General features: G+C 54.1%; 18 protein-coding genes and 1 tRNA gene. 8 read left to right on the forward strand and 11 right to left on the reverse strand.

The window, feature by feature from the left end; all coding sequences use genetic code 11:
* Positions 1–33 precede the first annotated feature (33 nt).
* The 8 genes from KFE80_01970 to KFE80_02005 all read right to left on the reverse strand — a co-directional run bounded on the left by KFE80_01970 (position 34) and on the right by KFE80_02005 (position 7,909).
* Positions 34–588 (reverse strand): nitroreductase family protein, encoded by a 555-nt coding sequence (locus tag KFE80_01970; GenBank protein UTW45703.1) that lies wholly within the window; start codon positions 586–588, stop codon positions 34–36.
* A gap of 25 nt (positions 589–613) precedes the next feature.
* Positions 614–690: transfer RNA gene (locus tag KFE80_01975), tRNA-Arg, on the reverse strand.
* Positions 691–967: 277 nt separating this feature from the next.
* Positions 968–2,620 carry a protein BatD gene (locus KFE80_01980; protein UTW45704.1) on the reverse strand — a complete coding sequence of 551 codons (1,653 nt, stop codon included), beginning with the start codon at positions 2,618–2,620 and terminating at the stop codon, positions 968–970.
* A 4-nt stretch (positions 2,621–2,624) separates the two neighbouring features.
* Positions 2,625–4,481 (reverse strand): VWA domain-containing protein, encoded by a 1,857-nt coding sequence (locus tag KFE80_01985; protein UTW45705.1) that lies wholly within the window; start codon positions 4,479–4,481, stop codon positions 2,625–2,627.
* Positions 4,474–5,457, reverse strand: coding sequence for a VWA domain-containing protein (locus KFE80_01990; protein UTW45706.1), 984 nt, complete (start codon positions 5,455–5,457; stop codon positions 4,474–4,476). Before KFE80_01990 ends, KFE80_01985 begins: the two co-directional genes overlap by 8 nt.
* Positions 5,450–5,968 carry a DUF4381 domain-containing protein gene (locus tag KFE80_01995; protein UTW45707.1) on the reverse strand — a complete coding sequence of 173 codons (519 nt, stop codon included), beginning with the start codon at positions 5,966–5,968 and terminating at the stop codon, positions 5,450–5,452. Before KFE80_01995 ends, KFE80_01990 begins: the two co-directional genes overlap by 8 nt.
* A complete protein-coding gene (locus KFE80_02000; protein UTW45708.1) occupies positions 5,965–6,924 on the reverse strand; it encodes a DUF58 domain-containing protein in 960 nt (319 codons plus the stop codon). Before KFE80_02000 ends, KFE80_01995 begins: the two co-directional genes overlap by 4 nt.
* Before the next feature lie 10 nt (positions 6,925–6,934).
* Positions 6,935–7,909 (reverse strand): MoxR family ATPase, encoded by a 975-nt coding sequence (locus KFE80_02005; GenBank protein ID UTW45709.1) that lies wholly within the window; start codon positions 7,907–7,909, stop codon positions 6,935–6,937.
* A gap of 262 nt (positions 7,910–8,171) precedes the next feature.
* Here KFE80_02005 and KFE80_02010 point away from each other — a divergent pair, with 262 nt between their 5' ends.
* Together KFE80_02010 and KFE80_02015 are read left to right on the forward strand one after the other, a co-directional pair.
* Complete coding sequence (locus tag KFE80_02010; protein UTW45710.1) at positions 8,172–13,007, forward strand: NAD-glutamate dehydrogenase; 4,836 nt, start codon at positions 8,172–8,174, stop codon at positions 13,005–13,007.
* Positions 13,008–13,352: 345 nt separating this feature from the next.
* On the forward strand, positions 13,353–14,408 hold the full coding sequence (locus tag KFE80_02015) for a quinone-dependent dihydroorotate dehydrogenase (GenBank protein UTW45711.1): 1,056 nt from the start codon (positions 13,353–13,355) through the stop codon (positions 14,406–14,408).
* A 56-nt stretch (positions 14,409–14,464) separates the two neighbouring features.
* Here the strand turns inward: KFE80_02015 and KFE80_02020 are convergent, their stop codons facing one another.
* A complete protein-coding gene (locus KFE80_02020) occupies positions 14,465–14,674 on the reverse strand; it encodes a ribosome modulation factor (GenBank protein UTW45712.1) in 210 nt (69 codons plus the stop codon).
* A gap of 233 nt (positions 14,675–14,907) precedes the next feature.
* On the opposite strand from KFE80_02020, the gene rlmKL reads away from it, so the two are divergent.
* Genes rlmKL through KFE80_02040 form a run of 4 tightly spaced genes read left to right on the forward strand, consistent with a single transcriptional unit; the run spans position 14,908 to position 20,298 of the window.
* A complete protein-coding gene (gene rlmKL, locus KFE80_02025; GenBank protein UTW45713.1) occupies positions 14,908–17,169 on the forward strand; it encodes a bifunctional 23S rRNA (guanine(2069)-N(7))-methyltransferase RlmK/23S rRNA (guanine(2445)-N(2))-methyltransferase RlmL in 2,262 nt (753 codons plus the stop codon).
* Between the two features lie 11 nt (positions 17,170–17,180).
* Positions 17,181–17,420: a glutaredoxin family protein gene (locus KFE80_02030; GenBank protein ID UTW45714.1), complete on the forward strand. Its 240-nt coding sequence runs from the start codon at positions 17,181–17,183 to the stop codon at positions 17,418–17,420.
* A 56-nt stretch (positions 17,421–17,476) separates the two neighbouring features.
* Positions 17,477–20,083, forward strand: a complete 2,607-nt coding sequence (gene ppdK / locus KFE80_02035; GenBank protein UTW45715.1) for a pyruvate, phosphate dikinase — start codon at positions 17,477–17,479, stop codon at positions 20,081–20,083.
* A gap of 2 nt (positions 20,084–20,085) precedes the next feature.
* Positions 20,086–20,298 (forward strand): RNA-binding S4 domain-containing protein, encoded by a 213-nt coding sequence (locus KFE80_02040; GenBank protein UTW45716.1) that lies wholly within the window; start codon positions 20,086–20,088, stop codon positions 20,296–20,298.
* Positions 20,299–20,326: 28 nt separating this feature from the next.
* Here the strand turns inward: KFE80_02040 and KFE80_02045 are convergent, their stop codons facing one another.
* Together KFE80_02045 and KFE80_02050 are read right to left on the reverse strand one after the other, a co-directional pair.
* A complete protein-coding gene (locus KFE80_02045; GenBank protein ID UTW45717.1) occupies positions 20,327–20,803 on the reverse strand; it encodes a DnaJ domain-containing protein in 477 nt (158 codons plus the stop codon).
* An 86-nt stretch (positions 20,804–20,889) separates the two neighbouring features.
* Positions 20,890–21,930: a sensor domain-containing diguanylate cyclase gene (locus KFE80_02050; protein ID UTW45718.1), complete on the reverse strand. Its 1,041-nt coding sequence runs from the start codon at positions 21,928–21,930 to the stop codon at positions 20,890–20,892.
* A 243-nt stretch (positions 21,931–22,173) separates the two neighbouring features.
* On the opposite strand from KFE80_02050, the gene KFE80_02055 reads away from it, so the two are divergent.
* The gene (locus KFE80_02055; GenBank protein ID UTW45719.1) at positions 22,174–23,769 is read left to right on the forward strand and encodes an AbgT family transporter; all 1,596 of its coding nucleotides are present in this window, start codon (positions 22,174–22,176) and stop codon (positions 23,767–23,769) included.
* A gap of 47 nt (positions 23,770–23,816) precedes the next feature.
* A complete protein-coding gene (locus KFE80_02060; GenBank protein UTW45720.1) occupies positions 23,817–24,212 on the forward strand; it encodes a hypothetical protein in 396 nt (131 codons plus the stop codon).
* Positions 24,213–24,306 lie beyond the last annotated feature (94 nt).

The following is a 24,306-nucleotide window of genomic DNA, read 5'->3' on the forward strand; positions in this document are numbered from 1 at the left end:
GCACTTTACACAAACGTGCTTTTAAAAGCAACGCTACCAGTTGCTGAAGAACTGCTCAGTGTCTACTTCTGGAACGGCCTTTTGGCGACCTTCCGGTGTGCCCAGGTAAAGGTAACCAACGATCTTTTCGTGGTCGTCAACGCCAAGGCCGTTGCGTACCGCACGATGGTAGGCAAAATCCCCGGTGCGCCATACAGCGCCAACGCCTTGGGCGAAAGCAGCGTTGAGCATATTTTGCACGCAGCAGCCTGCGGAAATAATTTGTTCTATTTCAGGGACTTTTTCGTCGTCTTTACAGCTGGCAATAGCAACGATAATCATCGGTGCCCGCTGTGCCTTACAGGCCCACAATGCCTGCTGGTCGGCGGACAAGGTTTCGCCCTCGGGTGTCTTGGCGGCAACAAACAGTTGCCCCAGCCTGGTCAGGCCTTCACCTTCAATCACCAAAAATCGCCACGGACGCAGCATGCGATGATCCGCTGCCCGCATGGCGGCCTGTTTGATGTTTTGCAGTGCTTCAGAGCTAGGGGAGGGGGCGCTTAGTCGCGGGGTTGAAACGCGGTTTTGCAAGGCGTGTAGAGCGTCCATAGGTGTTTGTGTCTCGACGTTGAAATGGCGCCCCGATCAGGATTCGAACCTGAGACCTGCCCCTTAGGAGGGGGCCGCGCTATCCAGCTGTGCCATCGGGGCGTGAGGAGAAAGTATTCTAATGGTCGGTCTTGAAACTACAAGAGGGTTGTTTGAATAAACGGCGGTAAAGGATTGACTCGGGCCATCCGGGCCCTCGGTCTGGCGACCGTCTTCGCTGCGCTGCGACGCCCAAATTTGTTCCCGACAAATTTGTCGAACCTGAAGCCTGCCCTTTAGGAGGGGCTGCGCTATCCAGCTGTGCCATCGGGGCGTGAAGGGGAAGTATTCTAATGGTCGGCCTTGAAACGATAAGAGAGTTGTTTCAATGCTGTGTTCTTCACTGTGGGTAGAGTGGCATTAAGTTGTCACCATTAGACGGTTTGTGAGCACCACCCCCATGAGCACGGAAGCGTTTTAGCTGTGTCGCAATCCAGGGCAGGTCAACTTCGGTGGCCGTTGGGCCATAGAGTTGTTGATCCAGCGCGTTCAGCTTCTGATGCAGTTCGCTGTCATTCACCAACCTCCCCAGTTTATCCAGTGTCATGGACGCTTGCTGGGGCCAGTAGGCATTTGCCCAGGCGATAATGCTGTTGCGGGTTGCCAAAGTGTCGCCCGCTTTGCTGTGGCGACGCACGTTGGCAAACAGTTCTTTTTCGTTGCCGGCAGACGATGTGGCCGATGTTTGCGGTTCGCTGGTGGGTTCAATGTGATTGCGGCGATAAAAAACCAACAGCAAAACGATGGCGATGGCCATAAGCAGGTTGATTGCCACAGATATCCATATGCCCCAGTGTGGTGTTTCTTCAGTAGCTACTTCTACGGTGTTGGTTTGTACGGTTGTCGGCGGGGTGTAGTTGGGGGTTTCTGCAGGCAATACTTGCAAGGTTTTTTCCGCCAGGCGGGCGGTTTTTAGCCGGTTACTGTTGGTGTCCCACCACTGCACTTCGACAGCTGGCAGGGTAATGATCCCAGGCTCTGTCGGCACCAGGGCGATGGATTCTGTGCGACTGGCGATAACGCCATTTCCGGCGGCGGCTTGTTCCAGTTTTGGTTGGTCTGGGTAGCTGCGAAGTTTGGTATCGTCGGGTATAGACACAGGCGGTAAAAACGTTGAGGTAGTGCCCATACCCGTCAAGGTGATTTTTCGGGTTAACGGCTCGCCAACCCGCCACTCCCGATTGGCGTCAATGGCTTGCTCGGTCAGCTCAACGTTGCTGGCGGGTAACCAGTGGCTGCCACCGTTGGCGGGTTTGGGTTTGACCGGCAATTCCAGGGATTTGCTGAACTGGTTGAAGCGTCGACCACTGCGAAAGCGAATGCCACTGGGGCTGTACGCATTAATTCGAAATGGCGGTACCTCCAAAGTGCCACTGGCGTTGGGGAACAAGGCAAAACGCCATTCAATCACTTCGTATTGGCGGCCACCCAGTGTGGCCTGGTATTCCTCTTGCCCCAGCTGCAAAATCTCGGCGTTGTCGATATCTCCCCAGCCGGGGGTGATATTGGCCAAAGGTACTTCGTGGTACAGCCGGTAGGTCACCAACAGCTGCTCCTGAACATACAGAGATTCTTTATCGGCTTCCGCCTCCAGAAATACCGGGTTTTGCTGGTCGGGCTTGGTGGCCGCGGCCTTGACGGTAACCGCGATGGGTTGGCTGCGCACGCCTGCCAGCTCAAAAGCGGGAATGGTCAGCGTGCCTGTGCTTTTCGGGTGCAGGGTGATTTGCCAGACTTGCGACGATTCCGATTCGCCGTTGATCCATTGGAAACTCTGCTGATGGCGCGGTGCGGACACTCGCTCGAACTGTGAATCCAGAGTCGAAAACTCAATGCTCTGGTTAGTATTTCCGCCCTTGTAAACCAGTGTCAGCTCAAGACTTTCGTTGGCGGCCAGTGTGGAACGGTTAACCGAACTGGTCAGCGTCGCAGCACTCGCCTGAGTCGTAGCCAGTAGCAAAAAAACGAACAGAAAACGTGAAAACAGTGTCATTAATCTACCATCGCTCCGGTTGGTTTTGGCGTTGTTGGCGCTGCTGTTGGCGGCGAAACTTTTCCCTCAAAAAAGCCCCGGGGTCATCGGGTACTTTGCGTAAAAATTGCTCCATAGCGCGTTCCGCTTCTTCGTCGGAGTTGTCGGAGCTACTGCCCGCAACAGGCTTTTGTTCTTCATTGCCTGGTTGCTGCTCACCTTCAGAGGAGTTTTGTTCACTGGCCTGTTGTTGGTCTTCAGAGGGCTGCCCCTGTTGATCTGGGCTTTGCTCCCCTTGCTGGTCGTCAGCTGAGGATTGTTGCGGGTTGCTCTGTTGCTGGGAATCGCCCTCGGATTCTGACGGCGAGTCTTGCTGAGATTGCTGTGGCGAGCCAGAGCTGTCCTCACCTTGTTGTTGATCACCTGAACCCTCGTGGCCTTCGTCTTGCTGACTTTGTTGCTGTTGCTGTTTTTGGGCTTGTTCTACCAAGGCCTTGTTGGCGGCTGCGGCACTCAGGTTTGGATCTTTTGCCAACGCTTGTTCATAGCGCTTGATCGCCTCTTCCAGCTGGCCCAGCTGTGCCAAGGCGTTGCCCTGGTTGTACAGTCCGGTGGCACTGTCGTCTTGTTGAAACGCCTCAAGAGCCGTTTTGTAATCACCAGCCCGGTAGGCGGCACTACCGCGCCACTGCGGAGACTGAAACGCTTCAGCAGCGTCTTCAAAACGTTTTTCCCGAAATGCCTTTTGGCCCCGTTGATCCGGGGTTTGCAAGACATCGGGCAGTTGTTCAAAGCCGGGAGGGCGAGTGTCTGCTTCATCGGCATGGCTGGGCTGCACGGAGCCCAGTGTGATCAGTGGCGCCACCATCAACACAGTGACAGCTCCGCGCCGAAAAGCCAGTACCACCAGTGGCAGCAACAACAGCGCCAGCCAGTAGCCTTGGTCGTGCCAGCTGTCAAAGGTGCGCTGCAAGGTTTCTCGCTGTAACTCAAAGGGAGAAGACTGGGCGCTGCTGATATGAGCCATCAGGGCGTCGATATCTCTGTTGTCCGCAGCCAGGTCACTGTACTGGCCGCTGTTGCGCTGGGCCAGCTGAATCAGCGGTGGGCGATCGAGGCGGGGGATAACAATATTGCCGTCGCGATCTTTGGCAAAACCGCCATCGGGCAGGGCGATAGGCGCGCCTTGTTCAGTGCCCAACGCCAATACCGACAACCGATAATCGCTGCCACGCAATGCCTGATAGATATGGGTACGAGCTTTGCTGGCGACACCGTCAGTAATCAACAGTAAATCGCCGCGGGTAATGCGGCTGTTTCTCAACAGTTGCAATGCCAGGTCCAGTGCCGCTTCGGTATTGCTGCCAGCGGGGCTGAGCAGGCTTGGAGTAAGCACCGGCAGTTGCGACACAATGGTTGCGGTATCGTCGGTGAGTGGCGTCACCACGTGGGCGTTAGCGCTGTATACGATCAACGCCGTTTGCCCTTGTTTGCGCTGCTGCAGGATGTCGCGCAGTTTGTAGCGAGCTCGAGTGATGCGGTTGGGCTTTAAATCCTGAGCCTGCATGGATGGAGACAGGTCCAGCAGGATCACCAGGGCACCTTGGTCCTTGTGCAGCGGCTGCGGCAGTTGCTGCCAGGTGGGCCCGGAGAGCGCCACTGCCGCTATGATCAATGCGGTAATCCAGGGCCAAAGCTGGTGCTTGCGCGCTGTGGCGGATTCCACCATAAACGGCAGCCAGCGAGCGTCGATTACCTTTGCCCAGTCGCCGGATGACAAGCGCTTGCGGCTCAGCCACAACAGCGCGATGCCCACTGGTATCGCCAGCAACCACCAAGGGCGCAACAGGTGAAAGTTTGCCAGTAATTCCAAGTCAGCCATGGGTGCCCCCGCGAATAAAACGGCGCAACAACAGGCCTAATGCGGCGAGCAATGCGATTGCCAGCGGCCAGTGGAACAGGGATTTGCTGGGGCGCAGGGTTTCTGCGTCTTGTTCAATGGGTTCTAACTGATCTAGGTGGTGGTAAATGTCGTTGAGCTGTTGCACATCCTTGGCTCGATAAAATTGGCCGCCGGTGGTGTTGGCAATGGCCAACAAGGTTTGCTCGTCGACTTCATTGCGGCTGAACCAGCCGCGGCGGCCACCGCCGATGCCAACGGTGTATATTTTGATGCCCAGCTGAGTGGCTGCCTCGGCCGCCTGCATCGGCTGTAAACTACCAGCGGTGTTGGAACCGTCGGTAAGCAGGATGAGTACCCGGTGGTTTTCCGGGCGTTCCTTGAGCTGTTTAACAGCCAGTCCGATGGCGTCGCCAATGGCCGTGGCGGAACCGGCCATGCCCAGTTCCGCTTCCTGCAATAGCTGATTGAGGGTGGTTCGGTCAAAGGTGAGAGGGGCTTGCAGGTAGGCGCTGCCACCGAACAAGATCAACCCCAGGCGGTCGCCACTGCGGCGCTCCACAAATTGGCCGACAACCGCCTTGGCGGCAATAATGCGCCTCAACATATCCCGCCCCAGAGGCATATCCGGTTCCGCCATACTTTCTGAAATATCCACTGCCAGCAGCAGGTCGCGGCCGCTGGTGGGCAGTTCTATTTCCTCACCGATCCAGGTGGGGCGGGCAACTGCCAGCAGGCAGCCCAGCCACACCGTGCTCAGTAATGCGTGATTAAACCAGCTGGATGGCAGCTGTGCAGAGGCGGGTTCCTGGGCATCCAACAGGTGTTGATAAACCGGAATATTCAGCGCCGCACTTTGTTGCGGCAGAGCTGGGCGCACCAGACGGTATACCCAGGGCACCGGCAATAGCCACAGTATCCAACTCCACTGGAGTACCAAACCGCTGGATTCAGCCATGGCTGGGCACCTCGGGGGTTAACTTGGCAGTATTCACCTGCTTGACCCATTGCAGAGCGTTCTGGCGTAACTGTTGTAGTTGTTCATCAGATAATGGTTGTGGCTTTGGTGCGTAGAGTTGCTGCTCTACAAGTGCTATTAACTCTCTTGAAAACAAGGTTTTGCCGGGTTGGTCGGCGACGGTCAGCAAGTTACTCAGGGAATAACTGGCCGCTGCCGCCAGTTCAATGTTTGCGGACGTCAGCAGGCAACGGCGCAATGTGCTGAACAACTGCCGGCACAGTTGCTGCTGATTATTGTGCTGCTGATAGTCACTAAAGTGATGGGCAATAGATTTGCGTGTCAGGCGTCGATAGCGGTTGCGCCGATAGCTGACAAATGCCCACCAAAGCAGAGCAGCGAGCATTACCAGGGTAACCACCAACAGACCCCATAAAGCGGGGGATAATGGCCACCAGCTAATGGTTTGCGGCAGGTGAATGTCCTGCAGTTGCGTCAGTGGGTCGTTCACGCGGGCTTTCTCCGCTTGCTGTAGCTTTGCCGTAACAGGGTAGGGACAGAGTCCTGTGTACTTACCCTCAACAACCCCATACCCATTTGCCCGGTGAGCTGCTGCAATTGCTGTTGGTGGCTATCAAACAGCTGGCGACAACGCTGCTGCAATTGACGGTTGCGGGTGTTGAGCAATTGCCGCTTGCCACTGCTAACAATGGGGTAAAGCCCTCCCGGCGGTAGCTGTTGCTCCAGTGGGTCGTAGACCTGGCACAGAGTCACGTCGCAGTGGCGAGTCAGGTTGTAAAGGTGCTCTTTGCTGGTGTTGTCCAGGTCGTGGAAATCACTGACCACAAACACCGAGGCCCCGGGGTGGGCAATGCGACGACCTTCTTCCAGCAGGTGGCTCAAGGTAAAACGGTCAGCGTTTGCTTGCGGTAGCTCGGTGCACAGGTCGTGCAAACTGTGAATAACTTGCAAGGCGTTATGGTGGCTGCGCCGTGGCCTCAGTGTCAGTTGGCGCTGAGTACCAAACAACAGCGCACCAACCCGGTCATTGTTGGCAATGCCCGCCCAGGCAAGAGCGGCGGTGAGCTGACAAACCGTGGTTATTTTCAGCTGCTTGCTGCCGAACAGCATGGTGCGCCGCAGGTCGGCAATCACAAACACCGGCCGTTCCCGTTCTTCGCGAAATACTTTGGTGTGTGGCGCTTCAGTACGTGCGGTTACTCGCCAGTCAATGGTGCGAACATCGTCCCCTGGCTGGTAGTGGCGAACTTCTTCAAAGTCCATGCCGCGGCCGCGAAACTGCGAACGAAGCTGCCCGGCCAGTTGACTGCGGACTATCTTGCGAGGGAAAAACGCCAGATCAGAGACCGCGTGGCGCAATGCCACCAAGTCATTGATGTCGGCAACTGCGGTGGCAAATTGCGACGCTTTAGCTGTGGCCGCCATCTGATGCGTTTTCTCTGTCATGGGTTCGATCTCAGGCCGACGGTACCACTGCCAGTAACTTGTCGATCACCTGATTGGCATCGATGCCTTTGGCCTCGCTCTCAAAACTGAGAATCAGGCGGTGCCGCAACACATCGTGGGCCACGCTGCGCACATCGTCGGGGCTCACATAGTCGCGACCTTGCAGCCAGGCGTAGGCGCGGGCGCAGCGATCGAGTGCAATGGTGGCCCGTGGGCTGGCGCCGTACTCCAGCCAGCCCGCCAATTCTTCGGTGTATTTTTCCGGGTGGCGTGTCGCCAGTACCAGCTGCACCAAATATTCTTCCACGGCTTCTGACATATGCAGCCCAGCCACTGCCTTACGGGCGGCCAGTAGCGCGGTTTCGGCGATCACTGGTGGCTGGGCGACCGGTTCTTCCAGGGCTTCGCCGCGGGTAATGTGCAGTATTTGCCGTTCGGTTTCTGGCGCCGGGTAACCCACCAATACGTGCATTAAAAAGCGATCCATTTGAGCTTCCGGCAGGGGATAGGTGCCTTCCTGCTCAATGGGGTTCTGGGTGGCCATCACCAGAAACAGCTTGGGCAGCGAGTAAGTTTTGCGGCCCACGCTGATTTGCCGCTCTGCCATGGCTTCCAACAACGCGGACTGGACCTTTGCCGGAGCCCGGTTAATTTCATCCGCAAGTACCAGGTTGTGGAATATGGGCCCGGGTTGAAACTGAAAGTTGCCTTCTTGATGGCGGTAAATGTCACTGCCGGTAATGTCAGCTGGCAGAAGGTCCGGCGTAAACTGAATTCGATGGAAGTCGCCTTCGATACCGTCCGCGAGGGTTTTGATGGCGCGGGTCTTTGCCAGCCCGGGTGCTCCCTCCACCAACAGGTGGCCGTCGGCCAGCAGGGCGATCAGCAAACGCTCAGTCAAATGGCTCTGGCCAACGATCTGGCTGTCCAGCCACTGGCGCAAATCCCGTAGCGGGTGTTGGATGTCGATTTGCTCGCATTCCATTTAGGTATACCGTTATTTGTTATTTGATGATTACCACGCCATCTTAGTAGGTGCGGCTAGGGGCGGAAGATTGTAAACTTCCAGCAAATAAGCTGCCAGCTAAGGCGCTGACTTTTGATTCACTGTATACCTTGCTGCCTATGAGGGGGTGCCGGGTATGCGGTGTTTGGGTTTTTGCTTTGCACACAATCCTGCAATTGTCGGTGTTTTTGACTGGGGGTATTGATGCTTCAGGCCAGACAATAATATCCAGGAGAAAGGTGTGAAAAAGTTTCAAGACCATGAGCGTTACCAACAAGTAGAACAACAGATCAAAAAAGATCACGCCCACTGCGATATGAAGCAGTTGCTGCCCTTTACCCACAAGTTGTTCAGCTTGCTACCTGTTGAGGAATATCAAAGCGTACCGGTTAGTGATATGTCCGGCTTGGTGGGTTCCGCCTGGGATTTTACTCAGCAGTACGACAGCAAAAAAGGCCCCAAGATCCGGGTCTTTAACCCCACCCTGGAAGAGGATGGTTGGCTCAGCCCCCACTCGGTGGTGTATGTGCTGCAAAACGACATGCCGTTCCTGGTGGACTCCCTGCGTATTGAATTGAAAAACCGCGGCATCAATATCCACCTCAGTAAGAGCATCATTTCCAAGTCCAAGCGCAACGCCAAGGGCGACTTCGGCGGTTTCACCGAGGCCAAAACCGGCCAGCAAGAAGCCTTGATGATGTTTTTGATTGATTTGCACTCCTCTCAGGAAGAGCTGGATGAAGTGGCCGATGGCCTGGCGGATGTACTCAGCGATGTGTCTGTGGTGGTGCAAGACTTCCGGCCGATGCTGGATCGTGTTGCCAAACTCGCTGATGAAACCGCTGCCTTGAAAAAGGGCGTGCCTGCAGAAGAGCGCGACGACGCTACTGAATTGTTGAAGTGGATGCACAGCGGTTACTACACCTTCCTGGGTTGCTCTGAATACAGCCTGAAAACGGTGAAGGGCAAACAGGTGGTGACCGAGCTGGAAGACAAACGTCTGGGTCTATTCCGGTTGCACGGTACCAAGCAGACCAGTGCTGACCTGGAATCTCTAAACCCTGGTGTTAAAGCGTTTTACGAGCGCGATGATCTGCTGGCCTTTACCTATTCATCGGTTCGCTCTCGAGTACACCGCAGCATCCACGCCGACTACATCGTTGTTAAAAAACTCAATGGCAATGGCAAACCGGTGGGCGAGGTGCGCTTGCTGGGTATGTTCACGTCGCCTGTGTACACCATGAAGCCATCGCTGATCCCTGTGCTGCGCAACAAGGTGAAGCGGGTGATGGAGCGCTCCGGGCTGATGACCAGCAGCCACGACGGCAAAGCCCTGCAACAATTGCTGGATGTGCACCCTCGCGATGAGTTGTTTCAAAGCACCGAAGACGAGCTCTACCGCACTATCGTCGATACCTGGCAGATCAACGAACGCCGCAAGGTGCGCTTTTTCATGCGCACCGATGCCTACGAACGCTTTGTCAGCTGTATGGTGTATATCCCCCGCGACCTCTACAACACCAATGTGCGTCACCGCATCGAGGCGATGCTGAGTGAGCAGCTGGATGCCACCGGTCGCGATTTTTATACCTACATGTCCGAGTCAGTGCTGGCTCGTATCCAGTTTATTTTCCGAGTCAACAGCGAAAGCTACAAAGAGCTGGATGTGGCGGATCTGGAGCAGCGTATTATCCAGATTACCCGCAACTGGAGCGATGACCTTCGCTCCGCTGTTGTTGACCATTACGGCGAAGAAGAAGGCCAGCGTATTTGTCGGGTTTACGCCAGTGGCTTCCCCACTTCCTACCAGGAACACTTTGATCCCCGCGGTGCCCTCGGGGATATCGGTTTGGTGGAAAACATCGATAGCGACAACAAAATTGCGATGAGCTTCTATCAGCCACCGGCAGTGGCCAAAGACGTGATGCGCTTTAAAGTGTTCCACCGAGATACGCCGCTGGACCTGTCGTCCATGGTGCCGCTGTTGGAGAACCTGGGCTTCCAGGTACTGGGTGAACACCCCTACATCATCAACACCAGCAAAGGCGAAGTGCATCTATCTGACTTCACCCTGAAATTCCGCATGGGCGTGGGTGTGGATGTGCCTTCGGTGCGCAACAACTTCCAGGACGCCTTCCAGGCAATCTGGATGGGTGAAACCGACGATGACTTCTTTAACCGCCTGGTTATTGGCGCGCGTTTAGACTGGCGCTCTGTAGCGATGCTGCGTATGTACGGTCGCTATATGAAGCAGCTCGGCTTTAGCTTGGGGCAGCGCTTTATTGCCGATACTCTGTCTAAACACCTGGATACGGCTCGCAACCTGGTGGCGTTGTTCAAGAGCTACTTTGACCCCACCCACGAAGGGGAAGGGCGTGCAGCGCGCTTGACCAAAAAGATCTCCGCTGACTTGGATGCGGTATCCAACCTTAGTGAAGACAAGGTGCTGCGTACCTACTTGAACCTGATTAACGCCACCTTGCGTACCAACTTCTTCCAGCACGATAAGAATGGTAAGAACAAGCCGTATATTTCCATCAAACTGGCCACTCACCAGTTGCAGGAAGCGCCCAAGCCGCGGCCTGAGTTTGAAATTTACGTGTACTCCCCCCGTATGGAAGGTGTGCACTTGCGCGGCGGCAAGGTGGCCCGTGGCGGTTTGCGTTGGTCAGACCGTATGGAAGATTACCGCACCGAAGTGCTGGGCCTGGTAAAAGCCCAGCAGGTGAAAAACGCGGTGATTGTACCCACCGGCTCCAAAGGCTGTTTTGTGGCCAAAAATCTGCACCAAACCAATGGTCGTGAAGAATTTATGGCCGAAGGCATTGCCTGCTACCAGACCTTTATTCGCGGCCTGCTGGATGTGACCGACAACATCGTTGGCGGTGAAATTGTGCCTCCGAAAGAAGTGGTGCGCAGAGATGAGGACGACCCTTACCTGGTTGTGGCTGCTGACAAAGGCACCGCCACCTTCTCAGATATCGCCAACGATATTTCTGAAGAGTACGGCCACTGGCTGGGTGACGCCTTCGCCTCTGGCGGCTCTAACGGTTACGACCACAAAGGTATGGGCATTACTGCCCGCGGTGCCTGGGTGGCGGTACAGCGTCACTTCCGCGAGATTGGCGTCAACACTCAGGAAGACGAATTTACCGTAATTGGTATCGGTGATATGGGTGGTGACGTATTCGGTAACGGCATGCTGCTGTCCGACAAAATCCGCCTTAAAGTAGCGTTTAACCACCTGCATATTTTTATCGACCCCAATCCAGATGCGGCGGCGACCTTCCCAGAGCGTCAGCGCCTGTTTGATACCCCTCGCTCCACCTGGGCGGATTTCAACAGCAAGTTGATCTCCAAGGGTGGCGGTGTGTTTGATCGCAGTGCCAAGTCCATTGTGCTGACCCCGGAAATCAAGGAATCCTTTGGTATCGAGGCAGACGAGTTACCGCCCACTGAGCTGATTCACGAATTGCTGAAGTCCGAGGTGGATCTGATCTGGAACGGCGGTATTGGTACCTACGTAAAAGCCACTGATGAAAACCACGACGAAGTGGGCGATCGCGCCAACGATAGCCTGCGTGTTAACGGTAAAGACCTACGCTGCCGGGTATTCGGTGAAGGCGGCAACCTGGGCTTGACCCACCGTGGTCGTATTGAGTTCTGTCAGAACGGCGGTGCTTGTAACACCGACTTTATCGATAATGCCGGTGGTGTGGACTGTTCGGACCACGAGGTCAACATCAAGATTCTGTTGAATGAGCTGGTGGCCACAGAGGATTTGACGACCAAACAGCGCAACGTCTTCCTGGAGAAGATGACCGACGATGTTTCTGACCTGGTACTGGATAACAACTACCAGCAAACCCAGGCCATCAGTGTTGCTGAATTCCACTGCCACAGTAACCTGGCCGAGTACTGGCGCTTTATCACTACCCTGGAATCAAAAGGCCGTCTGGACCGTGCCCTGGAGTTCCTGCCCAGCGATGAGGAAATGGGTGAGCGTGACGGTCGCGGCCAGGGTCTGGTTCGCCCAGAACTGTCTACGTTGATCTCCTACGCCAAGGTAGAGTTGAAAGAAGCCCTGATCGATTCTGACGTGGCGGACAACGAGTACATGGCGCAAGCGGTAGAGAGCTTGTTCCCGCAGCAAATGCGCAAGAAGTACCTGCCACAGATTCATGAGCACAGCCTGAAGCGTGAAATCATCGCTACTCAGTTGGCCAATGAGTTGATCAACACCATGGGCCTGACGTTCTACATGCGTCAGGTGGAGTCCACCGGTGCCACGGCAGGTGAGGTGTTGAAAGCCTACGCTATTGTTCGCGACATCTTTAAGCTGCCACAGGTGTGGGCAGATCTGGAAGCTCTGGATTACAAAGTTTCTTCTGCTCTACAACTTGAACTGATTACCATCTACATGCGCCTTGGCCGCCGTGCCACTCGCTGGATACTGCGCAACTGGCGTGGTTCTCTGGATCCCGCTCAGCTGGTTCCCAAAATGCGCATGAAAATGGAAAAAGTGCTCAAGGTACTGCCTAAAATTATGGTGGGTGATCACAAACAAAAATGGGATACCCTGCACGGCAACCTGATCAGCAACGGCGTTAGCCCGCAAGCGGCCGAACTGGCGGCCAGCTCCAATAGCTTGTATTTCGCTTTGGGTGTGGCGGAAATGTCCATCAATAACAACATTCCCGTGGAATATGTTATTGAGCTCTACCACCTGATGGGCAACCAACTCGCTCTCGACTGGTTCGGCGATCAAATCGTGTCTCTGCGGCCTGAAAACCGCTGGAAAGACTTTGCTCGTGAGTCCTTTGTGGATGAGCTGGAAGCTCACCGTCGTGAGCTGACACTGGCTGTGCTCAAAGAATACGGCCAGCAGAAAGACATCAAGAAGATTCTCGATGACTGGCACGACAAGCACGAGCAACTGGTCGATCGCTGGATGGAAACCGTGCAGGAACTGCGTTCCACAACCACTCAGGATTTTGCTATGTATTCAGTAGCGCTGCGTGAGTTGCAGGACTTGTCCCGCAGCACCGCGTCTCGCCAGGCTCTGGCTGCGGAGTAACGGAAAGCCATCACTTTGCGTTACTATTACGCCCCGCTACATTAGGGCCTGTCGACGCTAATTGAGTTGCCACTGTTGTGGCTAAAAAAGCGCTAATCAAGGCGCGAGTCGTGTGGTTTGGTCATTCCAAATAAGCGACGAGCAACACTGAGTAGCACTTTTTTAGTCACAACCCGAAGGGCTGGGGCCATTTTTCCGCCCAGCTGTGTTATCAGTCGCTTATGTAGAGCGGCTACATGGCACTCCTTCTGCCTTGCTGGGCAAAAAAATGGCTCCCAGCAGTGATAGCTCAATTAGTGTCGACAGGCCCCAGTAGCGGGGTTTTTCATTTTCTGGAATTGATTTATGTACGATCTGGCCCGCAAAGCTCTTTTTACCTTACCCGCCGAAACCGCCCACGAAGTGGCTCTGGATAGCATCGGCTGCAGCGAACGCCTGGGCTTGATGAAGCTCGCCAAACCCGCTGTATCTGCTCCGGTGGAGGTTATGGGCATTCGCTTCCCCAATCCGGTAGGGCTGTCTGCGGGTTTGGATAAGAATGGTGATTATTTCAACGGCCTGGGTGCGTTGGGCTTTGGCTTTGTAGAGATCGGTACGGTGACGCCGCGCCCTCAGCCGGGCAATCCCAAACCTCGAATGTTCCGCTTGCCTGAGCATCAGGCCATTATCAACCGCCTGGGGTTTAACAACCTGGGGGTGGATCATTTGGTCGGGCGAGTAAAGCGCCGTCGTTATGACGGAGTACTGGGCATCAATATCGGCAAAAATTTCGACACTCCGGTGGAAAAGGCGGCGGACGATTACCTGATAGGTATGGAAAAAGTTTACGCCCATGCGGACTACATTACGGTCAATATCTCCTCACCGAATACCCCCGGATTGCGTGATCTGCAGTTTGGCGAGCAACTGAGTGAATTGCTGGCCACCTTGAAACAGGCCCAGGCCCGCCTGGCGGATGAGCACGGTCGCTATGTGCCTCTTGCGGTGAAGATTGCCCCAGACCTGGATGAAGCTGGGGTGGATGATATCGCGCTAATTTTGGTGAAGCAGAAAATTGACGGCGTGATTGCCACCAATACCACCATATCCCGTGATGCGGTGGCGGATTCGCCACTGGCAGAGCAGGCCGGTGGACTCAGTGGTGCGCCAGTGCGAGAGAAATCCACACAAGTCATCGCTCGTTTACACGAAGTGCTGGAAGGGGCGCTGCCAATTATTGGCGTAGGGGGGATTTGCAGTGGCGCTGATGCGGTGGAAAAAATAGAAGCTGGTGCCAGCTTGGTACAGGTGTACACCGGGTTTATTTATCAGGGGCCGAAACTAGTAAGGGAAGCGGCGGACGCAATCGCGTCCTGTAACCGCTTCCAAAGCCTCGTTGCAGGCTCTAGGGATGGGCAGTAAGCCCAGGGGTAAAAAGTAACGGGTGGCTGTTCTGCATTGGCTGCCCGTGGATTGCTTTACTGTAAATTAACTGCCTTTTGGTGGCTGGTAAATTGGTTGTATCCAGACCAGTGATCTTCACGACCCTCGTGCCATCCACGTTGCCATTCCATGGCGTTGTATGTGTCTGCAATGTGAGGGCAAAAAGCCTTTGGTTTGCCGTTGTAGCCAGCTTGGTAACCTTTGATAAACGCGCGGTGTGAAGAGTCACGTTTCTGAGTTTTCATCGTTTTAGTGTCCTCCTGAAAAGGCCCGACAAGGGGTCGAAAGAGGGCCGGTAATACGAAACTTCGTGCCGTGGTTACATTTTTCCGTCGTCACAACGGACTGCTAACTAGAACAAAAAACAGGAGTTTTGTCGAAGAATATATTTTTCTTAGCGGTAGGATTTTTATAGCGTTTTGGAATGCAAAATTAACCATTGTTTCTGTAAAAACACAGGTTTTGTGAAAATTAAGTAATGACGAATACCAAATTTGACTGGCTGGCCAGCTGCCCCAAAGGTCTGGAACAATTGCTCGCAAAAGAGCTGGATGAGCTGGGAGCCAGCGACATTCGTGAGACTGTGGCCGGGGTTTCATGTCGTGCCAGCCTGGAATCCGCCTACCGAATTTGCCTGTGGTCGCGGCTGGCTAACCGCCTGTTATTGCAGTTGGATCACAGCCTGGTCAGCGATGACGAAAGCTTATATCAAGGAGCAAAAAACGTTGACTGGTCACGGTACATTGGTTCTGGAAAGCGTGGTTCTGAAAAGAGTGGTTCTGGAAAAGCGGGTTCTGAAAAAACCATCGCTGTTCGCTTTAGCGGTGGTAACAAACACATTACCCACACCCAGTACGGTGCCCGCCGGGTAAAGGACGCCATCGTCGATCACTTTCGCGAACAGGGCTTGCCCAGGCCGAATGTGGATACGCGAAACCCTGACATCTGGATACAAGCTCACCTTGCCTCAATTAAAGGCGGTAAAAGTCGGTTGCATTTGGCGCTGGATTTTAGCGGCGACAGCTTGCACCGACGTCGCTATCGCGCAGCCAATACCGCCGCGCCACTAAAAGAGAACCTGGCAGCCGCACTGCTGTTGCGCGCCAACTGGCCGCAAGTGGCAGAGGCGGGTGGCGCTTTGATCGACCCCATGTGCGGCAGCGGCACCTTGCTGATCGAAGCGGCACTGATGGCCCTGGATGTCGCACCGGGGTTGCTGCGAGAAGAAGCGGGTGATGTGCCTGCTTTCACACATTGGCCGGATCACAATGATAACCAGTGGCAACTGTTGCTGGCAGAAGCTCGCCAGCGCCGTCAGAACGGGCGTGACAAGGCAATCCCTGAAATACGCGGCTACGATGTGGATGGTCGAACCATACGTGCCGCCGAAGAAAACATCCAACAAGCGGGGTTGGCGGAATGGGTGCGAGTTAGCCCCAAACCTTTGAAAGAGCTCAAACAGCCTACCCATAAAACCCTTGCCCCGGGGCTGGTCATCACCAACCCCCCGTATGGTGAGCGCTTGGGGGAGCAGGAGGCACTGCGGGATCTTTACCATCTTCTCGGTGAGCGCCTTAAAAGCCAGTTCCCCGGTTGGCAGGCCGCGGTATTTACCGGCAACCCGGAGTTGGGTCCGGAGATGAACCTGCGCGCCCACAAGCAATATCGGCTATTTAACGGTGCCATTCCCTGCAAGCTGTTGTTGTTTGCAGTGAATCAACAGTCGCTGGCCGCCAGTGAGCCAACAGAACCAGAGGCGTTATCTGAGGGTGCGAAGATGTTTGCCAATCGCATCACCAAAAACCAGCGCAAGCTCAAATCCTGGCTCAAGCGGGAGAATATCCACTGTTATCGCCTCTATGACGCGGATATGCCTGAGTATGCAGTGGCGGTGGATATCTACCGCACGGAGCAGGGCGAAGCGGTGCACCTGCAAGAGTATGACCCGCCAAAAACCATTGACCCACGGGATGCCCGACGCCGCCTTCGCGAAGCCCGCCAAGGATTACAGGAGGCTCTTCAGTTGGGCGAGGGCGAGCTGTTTTTTAAACAGCGCAAGCGCCAAAAGGGCAGTGACCAGTACCAGCGCCAAAATGCGGAAAGTGCGGATAATCAGGCAGTGCGTACCGTTGCCGAAGGCGCTGCCAAACTGGAAGTTAACCTCAAAGATTACCTGGATACCGGGCTGTTTTTGGATCATCGCCCCTTGCGGCGTCTGGTTCACCAAAAAGCGGCGGGTAAGTCATTGCTTAACCTGTTTTGCTACACCGCCAGCATCAGTGTGCAGGCCGCCTTAGGGGGTGCCAGCCGCAGTTTGAGTGTGGATATGTCGCCCACCTACCTGGATTGGGCGCGGCGCAATTTTGAACTCAATGGTCTTGATCTCAACAAGCACCAGCTGGAGCGTGCCGATTGTTTGAAATGGCTGCAGGAGGCCTCTGAGGGGGATCAGCGTTACGATGTGATCGTGCTCGATCCACCCACGTTCTCCAACTCCAAGAAAATGGAAGGGGTGTTGGATATCCAGCGGGATCACGGCTTGCTGATTCGCCAGTGCGTACGCCTGTTGGCAGCCGGTGGTGAGCTGTACTTTTCCAACAATTTCCGTCGTTTTCAGATGGATGGAGATGTGCTCAGCTTTCTGGATGTGGAAGATATTACCCGGGACACCATCGACCCGGATTTTCAGCGCAACTCGAAGATTCACAATTGCTGGCGCATTAAGCGGCGGGGCGAGTAGGGGTTAACGTCATGGCCTCACAGCTTGTTTTATATACCGGCCCTCATTGCTCTTTGTGCGAGAAGGCCAAACAAGTGATCTACCCGGTGATTGCCGCCACCGGTCATCAGCTGATAGAGCGTGACATCACCAGTGATGTGAGTTGGTTGCGGCAATACCGCACCAGCATACCTGTTGTGGCTGTGGATGATCGCGAATTGAATTGGCCGTTTGACCAAGAGCATCTGTACCAATTTATGCAGATATCATAAAGTTTGTGGTGACTATTTAGCTTAACAAGAGTAACTAACAACAGTGGGGGGCTGTTATGGCCAAGCGTGTTTACCTGTTTAACGAAGGCAGCAAGGACGATAAAGAGTTATTGGGCGGCAAAGGTGCCAACCTGTGCGAAATGACCAATCTTGGGCTGCCTGTTCCCTACGGTTTTGTGATTACCACACCCACTTGCCAGGAATTTTTTGATTCGGGCAATCAACTGCCGCCACAGCTGGATCAGGAATACCGTGTTGCCCTTGAGCTGGTGGAGCAAGAAATGGGTGCGCGCTTTGGTGACCCGGAAAACCCGCTGCTTTTCTCCGTGCGTTCCGGGGCGGCGATCTCCATGCCGGGGATGATGAACACCATCCTTAACCTTGGTCTGAACGACGATATCGCTGCCGGGTTGGCGAAAAAGACTGCCAACCCTCGCTTTGCCTACGACTGCTATCGGCGCTTTATCCAGATGTTTGGGGATGTGGTGTTGGGTGTCGATGGTGAAAAGTTTGAGCACGAAATCGAAGCCTACAAAAAGGCACACGGCAAAGCCCAGGATGTTGATATGACTGCCGAAGACTGGCAGGCCGTTATCAACACTTTCAAAACCCTGGTGGACTTCCCTCAGGACCCTTACGAACAACTGCGTCTTGCCATCGAAGCGGTGTTCCTGTCCTGGTATACCCCGAGGGCACAGGTTTACCGGGAAATGAACAACATTCCCGAATCCCTGGGTACGGCAGTCAACGTGCAAGCCATGGTGTTTGGCAACTTTGGGGATGACTCCGGCTCCGGGGTGGCCTTTACCCGCAATCCCTCCACTGGCGAAAAAGCGTTCTTTGGTGAATTCCTGTTTAATGCGGCGGGCGAAGATGTGGTCGCGGGTATTCGCACCCCAGAGCCTATCGATGCGCTGAGGCAGCGCCTTCCAGACGTCTACGACGAGCTGTATCGCACCCAGGCTATGCTGGAACAACACTATCGCGATATGCAGGATATTGAATTTACGGTTCAGCAAGGCCGTTTTTACATGCTGCAAACCCGCAGCGGTAAGCGCACTGGCCACGCCGCCATTGGCATGGCGGTGGATATGGTGAACGAAGGATTAATCAGTGAAAAAGAAGCCTTGCTACGTGTGACCCCCGAACACGTGGAAGCTCTGTTGCACCCGATGCTGGATCCGGCGGCGAAAACCGAGCCGGTGGCCACTGGCCTGCCTGCCAGCCCCGGTGGGGCAACCGGTTGCGTGGTGTTTTCTGCGGACGAAGCGGTAGCGCGCAGCGGGGAAGGGCAGAAAGTGGTGTTGGTACGCCGTGAAACCACCCCGGAGGATATTCACGGCATGAAAGTGGCCGAGGGTATTCTCACTGAACTGGGCGGCATGACCTCTCACGCCGCTGTGGTTGCCCGGGGTATGGGGGTTTGTGCCATTACCGGCTGTGGCAGCCTGACTATCGATTACAGTGCGGGCACTGCCACGACAGAGAGCGGTGTGGTGATGCGTCGCGGTGATGTCATTACCCTGGATGGCTCCACCGGGGAGGTGATGCTGGGAGAGATTGCCAAAATGGAAGCCAGCGCCAGCGAAGATTTTCAGACCATACTGGGCTGGGCTGATCGTTACCGCCGCTTGAAAGTACGGGCCAACGCCGAAACCCCGGAAGACGCGGCCAAGGCTCGTGAACTGGGTGCGCAAGGCATTGGCTTGTGCCGTACTGAGCATATGTTCTTTGCGGCTGATCGCATTGATGTGATGCGCGCCATGGTGCTGTCTGAAACCGTAGAAGAGCGCCGACAGCACTTGGCAAAACTCAAAGAGTTCCAGCAGGCGGACATGCTCGGCTTGTTCAAAGAAATGGCAGGGCTGCCGGTTACCATTCGCTTGCTTGATCCGCCATTGCACGAATTTTTGCCTCACGATGGCGATAGCCTTGAAGGACTGGTAGCCAGTACCGGCAAATCGGAACAACAGATAAAAGCCATTAGCCAGCGCTTGAGCGAAGTGAATCCCATGCTCGGCTTTCGCGGCTGCCGTTTGTCCGTGGTATTCCCGGAAATTACCGAAATGCAGATCGATGCAATTTTCTCTGCTGCCATCGAAGCGGCTGAAAAAGGCTATCGGCCGATGCCGGAAATTATGATTCCCCTGGTGGTGAATGTGCGGGAAATTCGCCTGGTAACAGATATTATCGATCAGCGCATTCGCCGCCTTTTGGACAAACAGCGTTTCTCCATCCCCTACAAAATTGGCACCATGATGGAAACACCACGGGCTTGCCTGGGCGCAAAACGCTTGGCGCCGGCGGTGGAATTTATGAGCTTCGGCACCAACGATTTAACCCAGATGACCTACGGATTTTCTCGGGATGATGCCGGTACCTTTATCCCCAGCTATCTGGATAAGAAGCTGATCGAACACGACCCGTTCGTGTCTCTGGACCAACGGGCGGTGGCCAAGTTAATGAAAATGGCGATCAGAGATTCCAAGCGTGCCAAGAAAGGCCTCAAATACGGTATTTGCGGGGAACACGGCGGCGACCCTATCTCGGTAAAATTCTGCCACAAGCTCGGTCTGGACTATGTATCTTGCAGCCCATTCCGGGTGCCTGTCGCCCGAATTGCCGCGGCCCAGGCCTGGGTGATGGAAGATGCGGACGGTTAACGATGGAACAGTTTGAACTGGAAGGCCGGGAGTTTGTGGAGCTTCATAACCTGTTAAAACTCACCGGCTTGGCTCACAGTGGCGGCACGGCAAAATTGCTGATTGCGGATGGATTGGTCACTGTGGATGGCGAGGTTGAATTGCGTAAGCGCTGTAAAATTCGCGCGGGGCAGGCGGTGACTTTTCAAGGGCAGACTGTGCAAGTGCAGGCCTGAGTAGGCAGATGTCGCGCGCCATAAAAGATTACGACAACAGTTTGTCCTTGGCCTGATTGATTTTCGCGGCCAAATGGTCGTTGCCGCCGCGATCTGGGTGCAGCTTTTGAATCAACTTTTTGTGTGCGCGGACAATATCTTCTTTACTGGCGCCCGGCTCAAGGCCAAGGGTGTCCCAAGCTTCTTGCTCGGTCATATTGCCCTGCTGAGAAGTTGGCGTTGCCGGCCCTTGTTGGCTGTCGGCGCGGCGCCGCAAATTCAATAACGGCAGTATTCTTAATGCGAGCCCGAGCAATCCTTTGAACAGTGGCACCAAGCCAGCAACTGCCACTCCAAGCCAGTGCATTCGCCCGCTGACTGCAAGAATGACCAAAATGCCCAACACTCCCCAAAAACCGGACCACAGCAAAAAATTGCGGCGTTTTTCAGGGGGGCAAGCTTTGAGTTTTGACCACCAATACCAAGCGGCAAACAAGGCGGCAATAACAATAATCAGGCGGTGCATTAGGCGGGCTTCAGTCAGTGTAAACAGGCCCTAGTGTATCGATGCATGAACAAAGAGGCCATACGCTCACCATTAAAACCTTAGCTTCAAAGGCAGACGCGATTACGCCCCTGCTGTTTGGCCCTGTACAAGGCTTCGTCAGCTTGTTTGATGAGTCTTGCGGCATCATCAAATTCATCGGCAGAAGCCGCGCCAATACTTACCGTCAGCTTTTGTGGGCAACAGTGGTTGTTGGCAATGGCGCGACGAATTCGCTCTGCTGCTTTTTGGGCATCGGCAAGATTGGTGTTAGGTAACAGCACAGCAAATTCTTCGCCGCCATAGCGGGCCAACAAGTCGCTGTCGCGAAAAACGGGCAGCATCAGGTTGGCCACGATTTCCAGAGCTTTATCACCTGCTTGGTGGCCGTAGTTATCATTGACCTGCTTAAAATTATCCAGATCAAGCAGCAACAGTGACAAAGGGGTTGAGTAACGCTTGTGGCTGGCAAATTCCCGTTTTAACTCCTGATTGAATGCGCGCCTGTTGCGCAAGCCAGTCAGCTCGTCGCTTAAGCTCAACGCTTTTAACTCATTGTTAACTTGGGTGATGTCGCTGTGGTACTTCTGTAAAAGCTTGTTTTCGAACTCTTGCTTAACCAGAGAGCGGCGCATATCAAACAGGGAACCGACAAAGCGCGATAGAGCTTTAAGGCTGTCCTGTTGGGCTTGTGTCAGGGCTTTGGGTTGGTGGTCGAGCACGCACAAGGTGCCCAAAGCGTGTTGCTGTGGATTGAAAATAGGGACGCCAGCGTAAAAACGAATGTGCGGGGCTTTGGTAACTACTTCCAAATCTTTAAAAACCGGGTGTTTGTGAGTGTCATTCACCACCATCATGTCGCGCTGTAAAATCACATGGGTGCAGATTCCCATTTCACGGGGGACAGAATCCTGGTCGGTGCCGTACTTTGCTTTTAACCAGTTACGTTTCTTGTCGACCAGCACAACAGTGGACATCGAGGTTTTACAGACTTGTGCGGCCACCTGCACAATATCGTCGTACTCCTGCTCGGGAAGTGTATCTAGCAGCTGATACTCTGCCAGCGCTTTGATACGTGCTTCTTCGTTTTCGGGAATAGGGTAGTTCATTGAAAAATCGATACAGGTAGCTTGGCTCCCACTATAGTCAATTTTTTGACGAAATAATTCCCAGAGTCTTTATATTTGTTCTAAATGTCATTCAAAAGTATTAGTTTTAGGCGGCTTAATCCTTTTAAATCGATACAAACTCCAGATTCGTAGGTATTTATGTCTAGTGTGAACGGGCCTTAATAAGCCTTATTATCTGTTTTTGTGTTTTGCCCGTGGGCTGTGACTGGATGGAGCGAGTAAGTGAATACCAATAATAATGTTGAATACGACGAGGGGACTCCAAAGGGTGGCTGGTTTGCCCGTTTCTTAGGTGTGGTGGAATGGCTGGGCAACTTATTGCCTCACCCGGTCAGCCTGTTTGCTTTGTTTACCCTGTTTATCTACCTGCTTAGCGGTTTGCTGGGGTATCTGGAGGTGTCGGTGGCTGACCCACGCCCGGTGGGAGCAGCAGGGCGTGAAGCGGATGGTGTGATTGAGGTGATCTCCCTGGTTAACGCCGAGGGCTTGCAACGCATCATGGCCGGGCTGGTCACTAACTTCACCGGGTTTGCGCCACTGGGTACGGTACTGGTGGCATTGTTGGGGGTTTCTGTGGCCGAGCACTCTGGGCTGTTGTCCGCCTTAATGCGGGGCATGGTGGTCAATGCCTCACGCCGCACGGTAACGGTGTTAGTGGTGTTCGCGGGTATTATCTCCAATACCGCCTCTGAATTGGGCTATGTAGTGCTGATCCCGCTGGCGGCAATGATCTTCCACTCCTTGGGCCGTCATCCATTGGCGGGTTTGGCTGCCGCCTTTGCCGGGGTATCCGGTGGCTACAGCGCTAATCTGTTGCTGGGCACCATCGACCCACTGCTGTCGGGCATTACCGAAGCCGCCGCCCATATGATCGACCCCAACTATGTAGTTGGCCCGGAAATGAACTGGTTCTTTATGATTATCAGTACCTTTCTGATTACCGGCCTGGGTGCGTTTGTGACGGAGAAAATTGTCGAGCCGCGGCTGGGTACCTATAACGCCAGTGAAGCGTCGATCAATCTGGGTGAACAGAAGGTTGAATCCCTGACTGTTCAAGAGAAGAGGGGCCTGAAGGCGGCAGGTGTCACCTTCTTGGTTATATGCGCTTTGTTGGCACTATCCATCGTGCCGGAGAACGGAATTTTGCGTCACCCGGAAACTGGCGCAGTGGCTGGGTCGCCTTTCCTCAAGGGCATTGTGGTGATGATTTTTGTGGTATTCGCGCTGCCAGGTTTTGCCTACGGTAAGGTTGCAGGCACCATGAAAAACGACCGCGATGTCATCGACGCCATGGCGAAAAGCATGGGCAGCCTCAAGCTCTATATCGTGCTGGTATTTTTCGCCGCTCAGTTTGTAGCCTTCTTCAAATGGACTAATCTCGGCACCGTATTGGCAGTAAAAGGCGCCGCAGCTTTACAGGCCATGGGCCTGGACGGCCCGGAAGTGTTTATCTTTTTTATTCTGATGTGCGCCATGGTCAACCTGTCCCTGGGCAGCGCCTCAGCGCAATGGGCGGTTACCGCACCGATCTTTGTGCCCATGCTAATGCTGGTAGGCTTTGCCCCGGAAACCATTCAGGCGGCGTACCGGATTGGTGACTCGGTGACCAATATCATCACCCCCATGATGAGCTACTTTGGCCTGATCCTGGCCATTGCTACTCAATACAAAAAGAATCTGGGTATGGGTACCTTGATTGCTACTATGCTGCCGTACTCCATGGTGTTCTTTGTGGGCTGGACGATTTTGTTTTACCTGTGGGTCTTTGTGCTGGGAATGCCGGTAGGGCCGGGGGCGGAGACTTATTATCAGCCTTGAGGAACCTTCCCATTATTAATGGCTGTCTAAATATCAAGGAGTGAGAAGTGCACTTTGCATGTGGTTTTGAAACGTCAAAGTTTGATGTTACTAAAGAGCAAAAAAATCCGATAAATCCAATTTATGGGGAGTCGTTGCTCCTTTGGTTAAAAGATCGGTTATTGAGTCAATTAGAAATAACGGTGCCTGAAGCAGAGGATTGGGGTTGGTACAGCTATGTAAACTGGAAAGGTCGTCAATACATGCTTGGTGCATCAGCATATTTTGATGAAGGAGATGATCCAAACGAAGAAGTTAGTTGGATCTTTCAATTAACTAAGGAGCGCTCACTGAAAGAAGTGCTTTTATTTCAAGAAAAGATGAAAGCAGATGATGAGTGTTTAATATTTTTTACATCTATCTTCAATGAAGATTCTGATTTTCACAATATAGTCCGTGTGTAAAGAAACTCAATAGAGTTCAAGAAATTTATCATTACATCAGAATGACAAAGTAAAAAGCCCCGACAGTAACCTGCCGGGGCTTTCGTCTTTTAAC

Source organism: bacterium SCSIO 12696 (genome assembly GCA_024397955.1).
In the GTDB taxonomy this organism is placed as follows: domain Bacteria; phylum Pseudomonadota; class Gammaproteobacteria; order Pseudomonadales; family Porticoccaceae; genus SCSIO-12696.